The sequence below is a fragment of the Pseudodesulfovibrio alkaliphilus genome (genome assembly GCF_009729555.1).
Classification (GTDB): Bacteria; Desulfobacterota; Desulfovibrionia; order Desulfovibrionales; family Desulfovibrionaceae; genus Pseudodesulfovibrio; species Pseudodesulfovibrio alkaliphilus.
Genome location: NZ_WODC01000001.1, coordinates 215421 through 230744, shown reverse-complemented (window position 1 = coordinate 230744; position 15324 = coordinate 215421). Strand labels below are relative to the sequence as shown.

General features: G+C 62.8%; 18 protein-coding genes. 11 read left to right on the top strand and 7 right to left on the bottom strand.

What is annotated here, in order from left to right:
- Positions 1-60: 60 nt before the first annotated feature.
- The gene (locus tag GKC30_RS01210; protein WP_155931701.1) at positions 61-819 is read left to right on the top strand and encodes an FRG domain-containing protein; all 759 of its coding nucleotides are present in this window, start codon (positions 61-63) and stop codon (positions 817-819) included.
- Between the two features lie 92 nt (positions 820-911).
- Here GKC30_RS01210 and GKC30_RS01205 read toward each other — a convergent pair whose 3' ends face one another.
- Positions 912-2651, bottom strand: a complete 1740-nt coding sequence (locus GKC30_RS01205; RefSeq protein WP_155931699.1) for a dipeptidase — start codon at positions 2649-2651, stop codon at positions 912-914.
- A 153-nt stretch (positions 2652-2804) separates the two neighbouring features.
- Here GKC30_RS01205 and mnmA point away from each other — a divergent pair, with 153 nt between their 5' ends.
- On the top strand, positions 2805-3854 hold the full coding sequence (gene mnmA, locus GKC30_RS01200; RefSeq protein ID WP_155931697.1) for a tRNA 2-thiouridine(34) synthase MnmA: 1050 nt from the start codon (positions 2805-2807) through the stop codon (positions 3852-3854).
- A 6-nt stretch (positions 3855-3860) separates the two neighbouring features.
- On the opposite strand, the gene GKC30_RS01195 is transcribed toward mnmA, so the two are convergent.
- A complete protein-coding gene (locus GKC30_RS01195) occupies positions 3861-4361 on the bottom strand; it encodes a tetratricopeptide repeat protein (RefSeq protein WP_155931695.1) in 501 nt (166 codons plus the stop codon).
- A gap of 45 nt (positions 4362-4406) precedes the next feature.
- A complete protein-coding gene (locus tag GKC30_RS01190) occupies positions 4407-4925 on the bottom strand; it encodes a tetratricopeptide repeat protein (protein ID WP_155931693.1) in 519 nt (172 codons plus the stop codon).
- A 57-nt stretch (positions 4926-4982) separates the two neighbouring features.
- Between GKC30_RS01190 and GKC30_RS01185 the strand changes: the two genes are divergently transcribed.
- From GKC30_RS01185 to recJ, 9 genes are all read left to right on the top strand, one after another.
- Entirely contained in the window at positions 4983-6338 is a 1356-nt protein-coding gene (locus GKC30_RS01185) for a MiaB/RimO family radical SAM methylthiotransferase (RefSeq protein WP_155931691.1), read from the top strand.
- Positions 6335-6862, top strand: coding sequence for a DUF4416 family protein (locus GKC30_RS01180; protein WP_155931689.1), 528 nt, complete (start codon positions 6335-6337; stop codon positions 6860-6862). The genes GKC30_RS01185 and GKC30_RS01180 overlap by 4 nt, the downstream gene beginning before the upstream one ends.
- Positions 6863-6875: 13 nt before the next feature.
- Positions 6876-7757 carry a YicC/YloC family endoribonuclease gene (locus tag GKC30_RS01175; protein ID WP_155931687.1) on the top strand — a complete coding sequence of 294 codons (882 nt, stop codon included), beginning with the start codon at positions 6876-6878 and terminating at the stop codon, positions 7755-7757.
- Between the two features lie 50 nt (positions 7758-7807).
- A complete protein-coding gene (locus GKC30_RS01170) occupies positions 7808-8062 on the top strand; it encodes a DUF370 domain-containing protein (RefSeq protein ID WP_155932352.1) in 255 nt (84 codons plus the stop codon).
- Positions 8063-8704 carry a guanylate kinase gene (gene gmk, locus GKC30_RS01165; protein WP_367613911.1) on the top strand — a complete coding sequence of 214 codons (642 nt, stop codon included), beginning with the start codon at positions 8063-8065 and terminating at the stop codon, positions 8702-8704.
- The gene (gene pyrF, locus GKC30_RS01160) at positions 8697-9398 is read left to right on the top strand and encodes an orotidine-5'-phosphate decarboxylase (RefSeq protein ID WP_155931685.1); all 702 of its coding nucleotides are present in this window, start codon (positions 8697-8699) and stop codon (positions 9396-9398) included. Before gmk ends, pyrF begins: the two co-directional genes overlap by 8 nt.
- A gap of 16 nt (positions 9399-9414) precedes the next feature.
- Positions 9415-10413 (top strand): tetratricopeptide repeat protein, encoded by a 999-nt coding sequence (locus GKC30_RS01155; RefSeq protein ID WP_155931683.1) that lies wholly within the window; start codon positions 9415-9417, stop codon positions 10411-10413.
- A 66-nt stretch (positions 10414-10479) separates the two neighbouring features.
- A complete protein-coding gene (locus GKC30_RS01150) occupies positions 10480-11340 on the top strand; it encodes an HDOD domain-containing protein (protein ID WP_155931681.1) in 861 nt (286 codons plus the stop codon).
- A 68-nt stretch (positions 11341-11408) separates the two neighbouring features.
- Positions 11409-13058, top strand: coding sequence for a single-stranded-DNA-specific exonuclease RecJ (gene recJ, locus GKC30_RS01145; protein WP_231116984.1), 1650 nt, complete (start codon positions 11409-11411; stop codon positions 13056-13058).
- Between the two features lie 105 nt (positions 13059-13163).
- Here recJ and GKC30_RS01140 read toward each other — a convergent pair whose 3' ends face one another.
- The 4 genes from GKC30_RS01140 to GKC30_RS01125 are packed head-to-tail and all read right to left on the bottom strand — an operon-like array spanning position 13164 to position 15306.
- Positions 13164-13667 carry a universal stress protein gene (locus GKC30_RS01140; RefSeq protein ID WP_367613910.1) on the bottom strand — a complete coding sequence of 168 codons (504 nt, stop codon included), beginning with the start codon at positions 13665-13667 and terminating at the stop codon, positions 13164-13166.
- 22 nt (positions 13668-13689) lie between these two features.
- A complete protein-coding gene (locus GKC30_RS01135) occupies positions 13690-14673 on the bottom strand; it encodes an arsenic resistance protein (RefSeq protein WP_155931675.1) in 984 nt (327 codons plus the stop codon).
- Positions 14674-14686: 13 nt separating this feature from the next.
- Positions 14687-15046 carry a DsrE family protein gene (locus GKC30_RS01130; protein ID WP_155931673.1) on the bottom strand — a complete coding sequence of 120 codons (360 nt, stop codon included), beginning with the start codon at positions 15044-15046 and terminating at the stop codon, positions 14687-14689.
- 38 nt (positions 15047-15084) lie between these two features.
- On the bottom strand, positions 15085-15306 hold the full coding sequence (locus tag GKC30_RS01125; RefSeq protein ID WP_155931671.1) for a hypothetical protein: 222 nt from the start codon (positions 15304-15306) through the stop codon (positions 15085-15087).
- Positions 15307-15324 lie beyond the last annotated feature (18 nt).

Genomic DNA, 15324 nt, shown 5'->3' with positions numbered 1-15324 from the left:
TGCTGCTGATAGAAGGCTGCTCCTGTTGAAGGGGGCAGCCTTTTACTTTATGGAAGACTTATGACGAAAGAAAAGAGAGTTGAATCGTGGCGTGATTTTCTCGATTTGTTCAGCATGGTTGGTGGAGAATCCAGTAAGAGGAAGTCTCTATTGTTCAGAGGTCAAGCCGACAGTCAATGGAAACTGCAAACAACTCTTGAACGAAGAGGTTGTTATAATGTTCCAATAGTCAAGTACTACAACATGTTGGCCAGAATAATTCCAAACTTAGAAACATTTACGGGCAAGTCTTGGCAATTCGACATAACTGGCTATGAAGAAGAGTCTTTTGTCACTAGGGGTCTGAGTAATCCGGATTATCTTGTTTATCTCAGGCACTATGGGTTTCCATCTCCACTTTTGGATTGGACACGGTCGCCATTCATCGCAGCTTTTTTTTGTTGTTCAAATAACGATGAGGCAGACGGTGTTGTTTTTGAATACACATTGGATTCAAACAGTAAAATAGTGACATTGCCAGGACTAAACGTGAACTCTGTTGGGCCATATATTGCTGGGGAAAAACGTCATTTTGTTCAGCAAGCTGAGTATTTATGGGCTTTTAATAAAAATGATGACGGGCTGTTTTTTGCTGAAATAGATAATGCGTTAAGTGGTTTTAATGGGTCAAGTCTCAAGAAGATAATAATCCCAAGCTCATTGAAAAAGGATTTTTTAATTGAACTTGACTTTATGAATATTAATGCTTTTTCATTGTATGGTACTCAGGAAAGTCTCCTTGATGATGCCTTCCGAAAAGAAAAAAAGGTTCTGCGTTAAGAATTCTGTGAATGTTAAGGAGAGCCGGTCGCCGAAAACTCGGCGACCGGCTCTTTTCATGCTCTGCGTCCGATCTCTGCATCCGGTGCGGGCTACTTCATGTCGTAGCTGATCGGGCCGTCCTTGTAGTTGGTCCGGTCGAGCCAGTCCGAGGAGTAGCCGATGTCGCGCACCGGGCCGCCGGGGGTGTTGAGGTAGCCGTCGGAATACTTGGCGAAGAGGGCGAAGGTCAGGTCGCGCCAGGTGTCAAGCACCCGGGTTGCCGTGGCAAAGCCGAATTCGGTGATCAGGCGGATGGCCTCCTCGTCGCTCTTGTCCCTGACAGCCTCGTCCATGGCCGTCACGCCCGCCATGGCCTTGGTTTCGAGCCGCTGCTGCACGGGCTGGATGTCCACCTGGGTCATGCGCTGGAAGTTGAGGCGCGCCCAGTTGCCAAGCAGGTCGAAATGCCACCAGGCCGAGGTGGGATCGAACCCCTGTGGCGATCCGGTCTGGTAGGGGCGCGGCAGTTGGGCCGCCCTGGCGAAAAACGGCGTGAAGCAGGTGGTGTAGGCCACATCCGGGCCGAACCAGAGTACGCCCTTGGTATATTCCGGGGCCTTGGGCCGCGTCTGGCAGACAAAGGTGTAGCCCTGGTAGAAGACCGAGATGGGCCGCTCCCATGCGCCGTAGAATTTCTTGTCCGTGTCCACGTTGTTCTGGTTGCCGTCATAGGGGCCGACGAAGCGATGCGGATCGCCGTATGGTCCGGCGGCCACGCCCTTGGTCAGGTCGAACTGGGTGCCCTCGTAGTGGTCGCGGTAGAGGCTGAAAACCTTGGCCACGTCGATGGGGACATTGGGCCTGATGGAGAAGGGATAGTCCGTGGTGTAGGTGTCCTTGACCCAGGGGGAGAGGCCCAGATCCGGGTTGACCCGGTCCATGGCCCGCCAGACGCGGCGCAGCGAGTAGTAGGGGTGGTTGTACTCACCGGGGCTGACAGCTCGCAGCCAGTCGATGGGCCCTTGCGTCTTCTCGTCCCACCACTTGAGCTTCTTCAGGCCGGGCACGAGGTGCTTGGAGTAGCGGAAGTTGTCCGGGTCGTCCCTGATTACCTCGCGGATGCGGAAGGTGTTGGCGGCCACGAAGAACTCGCCGTCCGGCACCCGCTTGGCCACCCAGGCCGAGTGGTGGACGGCATCGGGCAGGGCGCACATCTCTAAGACCCATCCCTCGTTTTCGTCGGCCACCAGCAGGGTCTCGCCCGTGTCGTAGACGCCGTATTTGTCCACCAGTGCGCCCATGAGGGTGATGGCCTCCCTCGCCGTGGCGCAGTTCTCCAGGGCGATGCGCGACAATTCCGAGCTGTAGAAGAGCCGTTGGGGCTTGCCCGCGCCCGCCTTGGCGTTGGACGGCGGTTCGAAGTTGGCCGCGTTGGTGCATTCGCCCATCATCAGGTTCTTTTCGTTCATTATCCCGTAGTTGCCGTCGAAATAGGCGAAGGAGACCTTTTGCTCCCGGCCCAGGAGCTTCCATATCTCGGCGTAGGGGATCGTCGCCACCGGCTCGGTGGGCGGATGCCCCGGTGTAGCGTAGGCCGGGCCTCGATCCTTGGTGACAAGGCGCGGAAAGGCGTATGCTTCGTGGAATACCTTGCGGCTGCCGGTCTGCTCCCTGGCGGGCACGTAGACCAGCCGCTGGTCGCCCAGTTCGTCGTCGTCGGAGTGGGCGACCATCATGGAGCCGTCGGCGCTTGCACCGGGCGTGATGATCATCGTGGTGCATGCCGGGGCCTGGGGCGCGGCTGTCAGGGTAAGCAGGGCGGCCAGCAGGAAACAATACAGCGACTTCATGGCGTACTCCTTGTGTGGTAACATTCCCTGGGTCGATGTAGCATGACTCGGCCCGGTCATACCACAAAGTCTTTGCATTCGTTCCCGGCTTCCTTAGGATGCCCCCAGGAGCGGGCGTGCCGCACTGCCGAAACGACAACCCCGGGAAAAACGATGACCACAGCCGTAGCCGTGAGCGGGGGCATGGACAGCCTGCTCGCCTTGGCCCTGATGAAGGAGCGCGGGCACGATGTGCTTGCCCTGCACGGCCGTTTTCTGCCGGGCGGCGGAGGGAAGGACGCTGCGGCCGGACTGAACGCAGCCTGTGCACGCCTGGACGTGCCCTTTCATGTGGTCGATCTGCGCCCCCAGTTCGAGCGCGAGGTGGTGGCTCCCTTTGCCGATGCCTACCGACGGGGCCTGACCCCCAATCCCTGCGCGGTCTGCAACCCGCGCATGAAGTTCGGCGCACTCTTTGACGCGGCCCGAGCCCTGGGCGCCGAGAGTCTGGCCACGGGCCACTATGCCCAACTGGTTGTGACTAGGGATGGCCCCCTGCTGGCGCGGGGAGCGGACCCGGCCAAGGACCAGAGTTACTTCCTCTCGCTGGTGGGGGTGGGGGCCTTGCGCCGTGCCTGTTTCCCCCTTGGTGCCCTGTTTAAGCGGGACGTGCCTGCGCGGCTGGCCGGATTTGGCCTGACCCCGTCCCTTCCTGGCGAAAGCCAGGAGATTTGCTTCGTGCCCGGCGACGACTATCAGGCGTTTCTGGCCCGGCGCGGTTCCATGCCCGGTGGCGGCCCCATTCTCCTTGAAGACGATTCGGTCATCGGTCGGCACAGGGGGCTTTGGCGGCACACCCAGGGGCAGCGGCGGGGGCTTGGCATTGCCTGGACCGAACCGCTCTATGTCCTCCACAAGCGTCTGGCCGACAACGCCCTGATCGTGGGGCCGAAAACGTCGCTCCTGGTGTCCGGTTGCGTGGCCGGACGGGTCAACCTCATGACCGATCCGGCGGGCTGGCCCGAAGAGGTCATGGTTCAGACGCGCTACCGCCAGCGACCGAGACCGGCCCGGTTCGCCTTCCGTGGCGACCATCTCGTGATCCGTTTTCGGGAGCCCCATGAGCGGCCGGCACCGGGGCAGGTGGCGGCGGTGTACGACCAGCAAGGGGCAGTGCTCGGCGGCGGCGTCATCGAACGCTCCCTGGAGCGGGACGGGGAGTGAGCCAACTCAGAGCCCCCGGCGCCTTTCCCACCGTTCCCGCCGCTCGGTGGCGAGTCCTTCGGCCCTGGCCCTGACCAGGGTTTGGCGGATTGTCTCGGGGGACATGTCCGGCCGTTTTCGGCAGTAGTCCGTCCACCAGCTCACCTCCTGGGCGACGCGTGTTTTGAAGGGTTCGCGATACGTGGCCAGCACCGCGAATCCCTGTTCGCGCTCGTCCAGGAACATCAGGGTCAGTCCGAGGTAGAACACGGCGTCGGGGTTGCCCGGATGCTGCTCAAGGGTGGCGTCGAAGCGGGTGCGTGCCGTGGCGTAGTCGCCGCGGAGGAAGGCTTGCAGCCCATCACGGTTGTTGCGGTAGGCTGCGTCCGGTCCGCTGTGCAGGAAGTCGCCGTAACTGCTCAGGGCCACGCCCATGCCCGAAGCCGCGCCCACACCCACCGTGCCATGGGCGAGGCAGCCAGCGAGCAGGATCAGGGCGGCGAGCAGGGGCAGGCTTGTCAGTGTCATGGCATTGACCCCCGGTGGCAAATGCTTTAGTCGCTCGGGCGGAGCTTAACGCGAGCCGGAGTCCCTCTCGCGGTCCACGCCTTCGTCCCAGGCCCGGAACATGGCTCTGGCGATGGCTTCGTCGGTCAGGTCGGGGTTGGCGGCCAGGCGAGCGGCCATGTCGCGCACCGATTTGGTCACATGGATTCTGCCGGGATAGCGGAAGGCCGTCAGGGTCTCGAAGCCGCCAGTGCGATCGCCCCGTGCGATCTGGCAGAGCCCGACGTAGAAGTCGGCGCTCGGGTAGCTTTCCACCCCGGCGGCATGGCGAAACGCCTCCTCGGCCTTGTCGTATTGGCCGAGGTTGTAGTACGCACGGCCCAGGCCGGTCAGCAGCCGGGCCGAGTCTGGCTCCTCCTTGAGGGCCTTCTGGTATTCCACCACGGCCTGTTCGTAATCCTTGAAGGTCATGGACAGATTGCCCGCCAGTTTGGGCTGGTGGGCGCATCCTGCCAGCAACAGGGTCGAGAGCAGGAAGGCCCGGAGGGTCAGGGCAAGGGGACGGAGCCGTTTGGTGTATGTCATGGGTTCGTATTTCTCTCCGAAACATGAGTGTTCGCCGCAGCGACAGGCCGAGAGTACATGATTCGATTGTTCACCGCCACCCTGGGTTGCAAGATAAACCAGTATGAGACCCGAGCCATTGCCGAGGCATGGACCGGGGACGGGTGGGCCGCGGAAACGGACTCGGCCGGGGAGGCGGACCTTATCCTGGTCAATTCCTGCGCGGTCACGGCCAATGCCGTGGCCGATCTGCGCCAGACCGTGCGCCGCCTCAACCGTGCCAACCCAGAGGCCGAAATCATCGTCACCGGCTGCGCGGCCCAGGTCATGGCCGATGAGTTGGCAGGGCTGCCCGGCGTGGTTCGGGTGGTGCCCCAGGCGGACAAGGCCGCGCTCCTGGACGGCCCCGGCCCAATGTCGGATGCGCCGTCCGCGGCGCCCGGCACGGCCCGCCACTGCGGGGGGTATGCCCCGTTTTCCATCTCAGGCTATTCCCGGGCCAGGGCCGTGGTCAAGGTCCAGGACGGCTGTTCGCACCACTGCACCTACTGCATTGTGCCCCTGACCCGTGGTCCCTCTGTCAGTCGGCCGCCCCGCGATGTGGTTGACGAAGCCTCGCGGCTGCTTGACGCCGGGTTTCGGGAACTGGTCGTCAGCGGCATCAACCTGCGTCATTACGGCCGGGAACTGCCGGGCCGCATGGATTTCTGGGATCTTCTGGCCCGGTTGGACCGGGAGCTTGGCCCGCGCTGGGCCGGTCGGGCGCGGCTGCGCATCTCGTCCGTGGAACCGGGCCAGCTTGACAGCAAGGCCCTTGATGTTCTGGCTGCATCGTCCATGGTCTGCCCCCAACTGCATCTCTCGCTGCAAAGCGGGGACCGGGACGTGCTTCGGGCCATGGGCCGGGGTCACTATGATCCTTGCGGGGCAGTGGATTTTCTCGCCCGACTGGGCCGTGTCTGGCCGGTCATGGGCCTTGGCGCTGACCTGATCACCGGATTTCCCGGTGAGGGCGAGAGCGCCTTTGCCAACACCCTGGCCCTGTGCCGGGAGCTGCCTCTGACCTATGCCCATGTCTTTCCCTATTCCGAGAGGCCGGGCACACGGGCCGCCGACATGGCCGGGCAGGTGCCCGTGCCAGAGCGCAAGGAGCGGGCCGCACGGCTGCGCACCCTGGTGGCCCGGCGCAAGCGGACATTCCGGGAGCGGCTGGCAGGGCTTCCCAGTCTCGATGTGCTGGTGCAGGACGGGCAGGGTAACGGGGTGTGCGAATTTTACGCCGGATGCCGGTTGACCCGGCTTGCCGACGGCGTCGGGCCGCGCTCTTTGGTCCGGGCGAGGCCCACGGGCATCGAGCGGGGTGTCGTTCTTGTCGAGCCGCTGGCAGAGCGCAGGAGCGACGCAGGCAACCCCGCGGAGGAGGGCTTGGCATGAGCACCCCGAAGATTCCGCCGCCCGGCTTGCTGATCATGTCCGTGCTCAGTGCCCGCTGGAACGAGGTCTGGCCCGGCTTGCTCGGCGAGCTTGAGACGCGTTTCGGCCCGGCCGGACATGTCTCGGAGTTGTTCCCCTTTGATCAGACCGGCTATTATGACGAGGAGTTGGGCACACCCATCGGCCGACGGCTGCTCGCCTTCGATGCCCTGCGCCCCCTTGACGAGCTGGCGCGGATCAAGCTGGACACCAATGCCATTGAGGCCGCCCATGCTGCCGGGACCAGACGATGTTTCAACCTTGATCCCGGGTTTCTCACCCTGGAGCGGCTGGTGTTGGCCACGGGCAAGAATTTTTCACACCGCATCTACCTTGGCCAGGGCATCTGGGCAGACCTTACCCTGATCTGGCAGCGAGGGAGATGGTCGGATTTTCCCTGGACCTTTCCCGATTACGCGGGGCCGGAAATGAAATCGCGGCTGACAAAGTTGCGTCAGTTGTATAAAACCAAGCTCAACACATAAGGGGATGATACATATGCCCGTCAGCATGACAGGTTTTGGCCGGTTCGAGACCACAGAGGACGCCTGGACCCACGTTTGGGAAATCAAGAGCGTCAACGGCCGTTTTCTCGATGTCAAGTGGCGTCTGCCCGGCTCCTTGCGCGGCCTGGAGAACGGCTGGGAAAAAATCGTGCGCACCCGCGCCTCGCGTGGTCGGGTGGATGTCTCACTCAACCTTGAAGTCATGGACGCCGGGGTGCTGGGCGTGGCTTTCAACGAGGTCATGGCCCGGGCCATGATGCGCGAGATGGAGAAACTGGCCGCCAGTCAGGGCCGTGTCTTTGAGCCGGACTTCAACCGGATCATGGCCATGTCCTCCCTGTGGCGCGATGCGGGCAACGAGCCCGATCCGGGGCTGGCCCAGAGCCTGACCCGCGGGCTGGAGGGAGCCTTGGAGGACTGGATGCGTTCGCGTAGCGTGGAGGGTGGGGCCATGGTGGCCGATCTGCTCGCCCGGCTCGACACCCTGAACGGGATCGCCCGGTCCGTTGCCTTGCGCGTGCCGGCCATTCTCGAAGAAAAGAAAGCCGGACTGCGCCAGCGCATCCTCGACATGCTCCAGTCGGCGGGGGCCGAGTTTTCCGAGGAGCGCATGCTTCAGGAGGTGGCCTATCTGACGGACAAGCTGGATGTCTCCGAGGAGCTGACCCGGCTTGAGGCCCATCTCGAACGCCTCGGCGAGACCCTGCGGGGCGGGAGCGATGTGGGAAAGAAGCTTGATTTTCTCATCCAGGAGACCTTTCGCGAGATCAATACCTGCGGCAACAAGGCTCAGGATGTGGAGGTCAGCCGCCTTGTGGTGGACTTCAAGGCCGAGCTGGAGCGCTGCCGGGAGCAGGTGCAGAACATCGAGTAGCCTGGGAGCCGTATCGTGAAGTCCGAAGCATCAAGAAATTGTAGGTGAGTATGCAGAAACAGGGATTGCTCAATGTGGGATTCGGCAACTTCGTGGTGCTTAACCGCGTGGTTTCCATCGTCAACCCCACCAGTGCGCCCATGCGCCGTCTGCGCGAGGACGCACGCCAGGAGGGACGGCTCATCGACGCCACCCAGGGGCGCAAGACCCGCGCCATCATCGTCACCGACTCCAACCATGTCATTCTCTCTGCCATCCAGGCCGAGACCGTTGGGCAGCGCTTCAGCGCCGAGGAGGGAGACTAGGTGACAAGGTCCGATACCTTCCGCCGCCTCGGACAGGTTCTTGTGGTCTGCGCCCCCAGCGGCACGGGCAAGAGCACTCTCATCGCCATGCTGCGGGACGAGTTCCCGGAGATAGGTTTCTCGGTCTCCTACACCACCCGGCCACCCAGAGGGCACGAGCAGGATGGTCGCGAGTACCATTTCGTCTCTCGCGAGGCCTTTGTTGCCATGCGCAGCCGGGGCGAGTTCTGCGAGTGGGCCGAGGTCCACGGCAACTTCTACGGGACGGCCACCAAGCCGGTCCAGGCCATGCTCGATCAGGGCCGCGATGTTCTCTTCGACATCGACGTGCAGGGGGCGAAGCAACTGCGCCGGACATTTCCTGACGGCACCTGTGTCTTTCTGCTGCCGCCCTCGCGAGAGGAGCTGGTCCGGCGGCTGACGGGCCGGGGTACTGACTCCGAGGCCTCCGTGGCCCGCAGGCTGGACAATGCTGCCGATGAAATCCGGCAGGCGGATTTCTTTGAATACTGGGTGGTCAACGGCTCCCTGGACTCGGCCTATCAGGAGCTTCGGGCCGTGTATCTGGCCGGGCGTTGCAAGCCTGTGCTGCGTCCTGACATTCTCGGCTCCATTCTCGACCAGTGGGGGAGCGATGGCTGAACTGGTGGTGGCCCTTGACTATCCGGATGCCGCAGCGGCTCATGCCATGGCCCGGTTGCTTCGCGGCACGGCAGGGTGGGTCAAGGTGGGGCTTGAACTTTTCACCGCCGATGGCCCGGCCGTGATTGCCCCGCTCAAGGAGCTGGGGTTCAAGGTTTTTTTGGACATGAAATTTTTCGACATTCCCAATACGGTGCTCGGGGCGGCCCGCTCCGCCGCCCGTCTTGGGGTGGACATGATCACCATCCACGCCCTGGGCGGCGAACGCATGGCCCACGCGGCCATGGAAGGATGCACCTTGGGAGCGCCTCCGGGCGCTCTGCCGCCGCTGGTCATGGCCGTGACCATGCTCACCAGCATGGGGCCGGACGACCTGCCGCTGGGCAATGGGGGCGATCCTTCGCGGATGGCCCTTGACCTTGCTGTGAAAGCCAAGCAATATGGAGTAAATGGAGTGGTCTGTTCCGGCCTTGAGGTTGCTGCGGTCAAGGAGCGGTGCGGGGGAGGTTTTTTGTGCCTGACGCCGGGCATTCGACCCGCGAAGGCAGCGGCGGACGATCAGCGCCGGGTTGTCACGCCGGGGCGGGCTGTTCGATCTGGTTCGGACTTTCTGGTGGTTGGCAGGCCCGTCACCATGGCTGACGCTCCGGCGGACGCGGCCCGGAACATGCTTGAGGAGATGCGATCAGCCTAATCCCCGGGGGGAGCGGATGACTGAACGAAGCGACACGGAACGAAGCGGCCGGGAGATCGTCAGAGACGGAGCGGAGAAGATCAAGGGCGTCTTCTCCACCCAGTCCGTTTCCAGGGTCGGCACCGGCACCACTCAGCGGCGCACCATCCAGAAGACCTATTGGAGCAGCGAGGAGCAGGAGGACGGCACCGTCGTGGTGCAGCCGCTCAACCGCAACTATGTTCCCTCCGGTCCCAAGCGCAATCTTTCCCGCGACGAATTCCTGACCAAGTTCAATCCAGAACCCGAATTTTATCTTTCCACCGTCTACCCAGCCATTAAGGAAATGGACGAAGCCGTGGTGCGCGGCGAGAAGCATCGTGAGCGCGGCGCAGCCTACAGCGCGGAATTCGAGTTCAAGCGGGCAACGGCCATTGACGAGGAGAACGTGCGGGCGAATTTCGGCCTGGGACTGACCTATCTCGACCGGGGCGACCAGGTGAAGGCCAACGACATTTTCGAGCGCATCGTCAGCCTTGAGGCGGCGTTCGAGGCGGAGCACAAACATCTGTTCAACGATTTCGGCATCAATATGCGCAAGAACAAGATGTACGAGCAGGCCCTGCAATATTATCTGCGCGCCGAGAATCTGGTGGAGGACGATGAGCATCTGTTTCACAACATCGCCCGCTGCTTCTATGAAAAAGGGGATGTGGAGGGATGCCGGAAGTACCTGCGCAAGAGCCTTGAGGTCAATCCCGACCTCAAGGAAAGCCGCATGTTCTGGGCATTTCTCAAGAGCGAGGGCCATGTGCCCGATGGGGATGACCCGCCCGGCGCAGGTGTGCGCCGGGGCGGCGGGGGACAGGCGGCAGGCGGGGAGTCGTCTGTGGGCGAGACCCCGGTTTCGGCCGGGAGTGGCTCGGCGAACGGGGCGTCTGCCAACGCCCCTGCCGGGAGCGGCGGCAACGAGCCGGGGGGCCAGGGGGCCAAGCCTGCCAAGCCTGCCGCGCCCATCAAGCTGGAGATCGATTGACGGGCCGGGCCGCCTGGGGTAGCGCTCGGAGCTGGCGGAGAAACACGCGGTGAGCATGGAGCCTTCATGAGCCAGGACAAGATACAGACCTTCTTGCGGGAAATTCCGAAGATGCGGGACGATCTGCCCTATTCGCCGGAGGTGCTCGGCAAACTCTTCGCGCAGACCGGGGCCTCGTCCATGGCTTCCCTTGAGGATGTGGGCAAGACCCTGGGCAGGGACCAGGGGCTGACCACGCGTATTCTCCGGCTTGCCAATTCCGCCTATTACGGCCTTCAGTCCGAGGTGGTCTCAGTGTCCCGCGCCGCCGCGGTTCTCGGGATGCACGAGATCCGCAACATCGTCCTCACCCTGGGCGTCAACGGTCTCACCTCCGGATACGCCATGCCCGATGATTTTGATCTGGCCGAGTACTGGCGGCACCAGTTCTATGTGGCCATGATCGCCCGCGAGATATCCCGTGTCACCGAGGTGGGCAAGCCCGACAATATGTTCACTGCCGGTCTGCTGCACGACATCGGCAAGCTCATCATCGCCCTGCGTCGCCCGGAAGACTGGGTCGCCATCCGCGAGCTGGCCGAGGAGGAGGGGCTGCCCGATGTCGAGGCCGAGGACGAATACTGGGGACTGGACCACGCCGTGATCGGAGCCCTGGTTCTCAAGTCGTGGGATCTCCCCCCCGCGCTGGTGGAGCCGGTCAACTGGCACCACACTCCCGAGCTTTCGCCTGGCCATTCCAATGAGGCCACTGTGGTCTGTCTGGCGGATTGCGCTGCCCATGCCGTTGACGAGGACGGCGAGTATTTCTCCTCCCGGCTCGAATCCCTGTGTCCGGACCTGGAAATGGCCTTGGACGAGGTCATGGAAGTGGCCGAGGAACTGGCTGAGTCCAAGGACATCGAGCAGTTCGTCCGGCTCTTGGCCTGATCCGGGGGACCGCCTTGCCCTGCATCTGGAAAGCCCGCGGCGACAGCCGCCCACCCGCGTCCGAGGCCATGGCCGATCAACTGTCCGTGTCTCCGCTTATCGTGGACATCCTCTGGAATCGCGGATTGGCCTCTGTGGAGGAGATGGACCGTTTCCTTTCGCCGGGACTACGCCATCTGGCCCGTCCATCGGAGATTCCCGGTCTGTTGGATGCTGCCGAGGTGGTGGTGCGCGGCCTGGCCGAGGGGCGCACCCTGGCGGTCTGGGGCGACTATGACGTGGACGGCATCACGGCCACGGCCCTGCTCAAAGAGTTTTTCGCCGCACACGGCATCGAGGTCCTCCACCACCTGCCGAACCGCATGGAGGAGGGGTACGGCCTGAACATTCCGGGCGTGGAGCGGCTGGTCGACCGGGGTGCGGGCGTACTTCTGACCGTGGATTGCGGCATCTCCGACATCGCTCCTGTGGCCCGTGCCCGGGAGCTTGGCATGCTGGTGGCCGTGACCGACCACCACCTGCCCGGCGACACACTGCCCGACGCCCATGCCGTCTGCGATCCGCGCCTGCGTGAGGGCGGCCCGTGCGATGATCTGGCCGGGGTGGGGGTGGCTTTCATGCTCGCCTGCGCCCTGAACCGGATGCTGCCCGGCGAGCCGATGGATGTGCGCCCCCTGCTTGATCTGGTGGCGCTGGGCACCGTGGCCGACGTGGTCCGGCTCACCGGCCAGAACCGCATCCTGGTCAAGAACGGCCTTTTGTTCATCAAAGAGGCCGCCCGGCCGGGCATGGCCGCCCTCAAGATGGTCAGCGACTATGAGCGCGGAGCAGAGCTGGGGGCCGGGCAGATCGGCTTCAACCTCGCCCCGCGGGTCAATGCGGCAGGGCGCATGGGCGATCCGGGCAAGGCGCTGGCGCTCCTGCTGGCCGCCACCCTCGACGAGGCCATGCCCATCGCCAGGGAACTCGACGCCATCAATACCGAGCGTCGCCGCCAGGAACAGGAGATCGCCGAGGAGGCGTTGGCCCAGGCCGAAACCATGCGGCACATGGCCGGGTTGGTGCTTCACGCCGATCACTGGCATCCGGGCATCATCGGCATTGTGGCCTCGCGGGTGGCCGAGCGCTTCTACCGGCCCGCGCTCATGCTTTGCTCATCCGGGGAAAACGGCCTGCTCAAGGGATCTGGCCGGAGCATTTCGGAGTTTGACCTGCATGAGGGGCTCAAGGCGGTCGCTTCCCTGCTGGCCGGTTTCGGCGGTCATCAGCAGGCGGCCGGGCTCTCGCTCGATCCGGCCAATATTGACGCCCTGCGGGAGGCATTCAACCAAGCGGTCATGGCCAAGCTCGGCCCTGATCCGCTGACCCCGACCCTCAAGCTCGACCGCCAGCTGCCCTTTGGCGCGATCACCAACACCCTGCTCAACGAACTCGAAATGCTCCAGCCTTTTGGCGTGGGCAATCCCGAGCCCGTCTTCGCCTCAGCGCCCGTGACCGTGGCCGACTACCGCCTCTTCGGACGCGACAACGAGCACGTCAAGCTCGTGCTGGCCGATGCCGAAACCGGGGCCAGACTGCCCGGCAAGGCATGGCGCATGGGCCGCGATTTTCCTCGCAACACCAAGGGGCAGGCCATGCGTTTCGCCTTCACCCCCAAGATCGACCGCTACCGGGGCATCCCGACTATTGATCTGCGCATCCGTGACTGGCTGGAGTAGACCGCCTGCCCCGGCGAATGGAATGGATCGCGTCGGCGTCCGCTGCAAGCGGCAAAAGTTGACATGCGGCGGGCAGGAAACGTGTCCAGCCCGCCGCGGGTTTGTTCAATCGGGCAGGGGAACGACCAGGATCGGAATCTTGCTGTGACGAATGGCCTCGGTGGCGACGCTGCCGAGCAATATGCCCATCAACCCCGTCTGGCCATGGGTTCCCATCACGACGAGATCGAAGTCTCCGCTTTTCGTTGCGGCGACGATGCGTTGCGCCGCATCGCCGCAAACCACCTCGACCCTGGCCCCGGCGAGATGGGAGGAACTGCCGGGCACCTTGAAGTCTTCGTGGGCAATGGTTTCCAGTCGCTCATGGATTGCATGGATGGTTTTTTCCTTTTCCCCCTTGTCAATCCAGTAGGCGGCCTTTTCGCCGAAGACCTCTGCCAGATCCATGCCGGCCTGTTCGCTGAGGAGTTCAAGGGAGTCTGGCAGCACATGCAGGACGGTCACGTTCGCATCGTGACGGTCGGCCAGGACAGCCGCATAGCTCAGGGCCAGCCGGGCATTGGTCGAGAGGTCGGTTGCATAGAGGATGTTTTTGATGGTCGGGAGCACGGTGTTTCTCCTAGGCGTCTTTTCAGGACAGGGTGTTTGCCGCCTTTGGCGGACCAAAGAGGCGAGGGGTGAAGGTGACATACCAGGCCGCCGACTGCACCTGGATGATGTAGGCCAGCGCCACAACCAGGGCCGCGTCCGCCCCCTGCTCGCCAAAGGCGTTCATGGCGATGGCCAGGGCGATGGACAGGTTGCGCATAACTGATCCGTAAACCATGGCGATGGCGTCGCCTCTGTTGAGCAGCCATTTCCCTATGACCGTGCTGATCGTGAAGTTGATGCCGTAGAGCAGCAGCAGAGGCACGAGGATGGTCACAAGCAGCTCGGGCGAGGCGGCGATGGTGCGGGCCTTGAGCGCCAGGGCCACGAACACGATCCCCAGCACGCCGATGGTGGAGAGCACCGGGAATCTTGGCCCGATGCGCTGCTGAAAATGCTCTTGGCCGAACTTGCGGACCAGGAGGCGCTGCGTGACGAAGCCAAGCGCCATGGGCAGGAACACGATGAAGAAAATCTGGCTGACGACGGCCCCAATATCCAGGGCAATAGCCGCGCCCATGAGCCCCTGAACGTAAAACGGAGTTGCCAGCGATCCCGCCACAAGGCCGATGACGGTCATCTTCACCGCCGCGGCCATGTTGCCTTTGGCAAAGCCGGTCCAGGATATGGTCATTCCGCTGGTCGGCACCAGTCCGGCCAGAAGCAGACCAAGGGCCATGTATGGGAGATCGGCAAAAAACGTCAGCCCCAAACCCCAGGCCAGGAACGGGGTTATCAGAAAGTTGACCCCGAGGGTGATGATCTGGGCCTTGGTGTCGCCGCCCTCGAACACTTTTTTGATGTTCAGAGTGACCATCATCGGGTAGACCATGAGAAAGGTGAAGGGAATGATCATGCCCTTGAGCCACGCGGTCTCGGCGCTGACGCCGTAAGCGAATCCAAGGGCCATCATGAGGGGAATGGCCAGAGTCAGTTTTTTCGTGATGGTTTGCAGAAAAGACCACATGGGGCGCTCCAGGTTAAAATGTCCAGGTGTTCCATCCGTCTTCATTGCGCCGGATGGCTTCGATCCCTTTTGCCAGCCGCCAGTTGCGCGGCAGGGCGGATTCGTCTATGCCCCGGGCCTTGGCGCAGGGGAGGCAGACCATGACCTCTATGCTTTGATCCAAAATGACCTGGAGATACTGCATGAGCGTGTCGCCAGTGGCGGCCCGGACATGCTCTGTCAGCATCGGGTTGGTCAGATAAACGGCGTCGTCCACAAGGAAAAGGGCGACCTGATGCCCTTCGTCGACGGCCTTGGTGGCGAACATGACGGACCGGGTGGCGCGGACCGGGTTTTCCGGCCCTGCGGAAATGATGAACTGATATTTGCTCATGACCTCTCCTGAAGGTTTCTTTTTGGTGGCAGGGTCTGTCAGTCGTTGCCGGTGTCGCCCATCTCCGCTGCGCGGCAGTCCGGGTCGGAGCAGCAGGGAGCCTCGTTCATCCGGTAGGTCTTGACTCCGTTGGCAACGGGTTCAAGGATGAAACGCTTCTCGCAGGTTGGGCAATTGACATACATGGGGGCATAGCCGCCGGGGTGTTCCGCGTGCTGCGGGGCATGGCAATAGGGGCATTGAATGGCGTAAGCGGGCATGGGACCTCCTTGGTTTCA

Bases quoted from the DNA above. Each gene is read 5' to 3' on its own strand.
- GKC30_RS01210 (WP_155931701.1), top strand. From the start codon at position 61: ATGACGAAAGAAAAGAGAGTTGAATCGTGGCGTGATTTTCTCGATTTG.
- GKC30_RS01205 (WP_155931699.1), bottom strand. From the start codon at position 2,651: ATGAAGTCGCTGTATTGTTTCCTGCTGGCCGCCCTGCTTACCCTGACA.
- mnmA (WP_155931697.1), top strand. From the start codon at position 2,805: ATGACCACAGCCGTAGCCGTGAGCGGGGGCATGGACAGCCTGCTCGCC.
- GKC30_RS01195 (WP_155931695.1), bottom strand. From the start codon at position 4,361: ATGACACTGACAAGCCTGCCCCTGCTCGCCGCCCTGATCCTGCTCGCT.
- GKC30_RS01190 (WP_155931693.1), bottom strand. From the start codon at position 4,925: ATGACATACACCAAACGGCTCCGTCCCCTTGCCCTGACCCTCCGGGCC.
- GKC30_RS01185 (WP_155931691.1), top strand. From the start codon at position 4,983: ATGATTCGATTGTTCACCGCCACCCTGGGTTGCAAGATAAACCAGTAT.
- GKC30_RS01180 (WP_155931689.1), top strand. From the start codon at position 6,335: ATGAGCACCCCGAAGATTCCGCCGCCCGGCTTGCTGATCATGTCCGTG.
- GKC30_RS01175 (WP_155931687.1), top strand. From the start codon at position 6,876: ATGCCCGTCAGCATGACAGGTTTTGGCCGGTTCGAGACCACAGAGGAC.
- GKC30_RS01170 (WP_155932352.1), top strand. From the start codon at position 7,808: ATGCAGAAACAGGGATTGCTCAATGTGGGATTCGGCAACTTCGTGGTG.
- pyrF (WP_155931685.1), top strand. From the start codon at position 8,697: ATGGCTGAACTGGTGGTGGCCCTTGACTATCCGGATGCCGCAGCGGCT.
- GKC30_RS01155 (WP_155931683.1), top strand. From the start codon at position 9,415: ATGACTGAACGAAGCGACACGGAACGAAGCGGCCGGGAGATCGTCAGA.
- GKC30_RS01150 (WP_155931681.1), top strand. From the start codon at position 10,480: ATGAGCCAGGACAAGATACAGACCTTCTTGCGGGAAATTCCGAAGATG.
- recJ (WP_231116984.1), top strand. From the start codon at position 11,409: ATGGCCGATCAACTGTCCGTGTCTCCGCTTATCGTGGACATCCTCTGG.
- GKC30_RS01135 (WP_155931675.1), bottom strand. From the start codon at position 14,673: ATGTGGTCTTTTCTGCAAACCATCACGAAAAAACTGACTCTGGCCATT.
- GKC30_RS01130 (WP_155931673.1), bottom strand. From the start codon at position 15,046: ATGAGCAAATATCAGTTCATCATTTCCGCAGGGCCGGAAAACCCGGTC.
- GKC30_RS01125 (WP_155931671.1), bottom strand. From the start codon at position 15,306: ATGCCCGCTTACGCCATTCAATGCCCCTATTGCCATGCCCCGCAGCAC.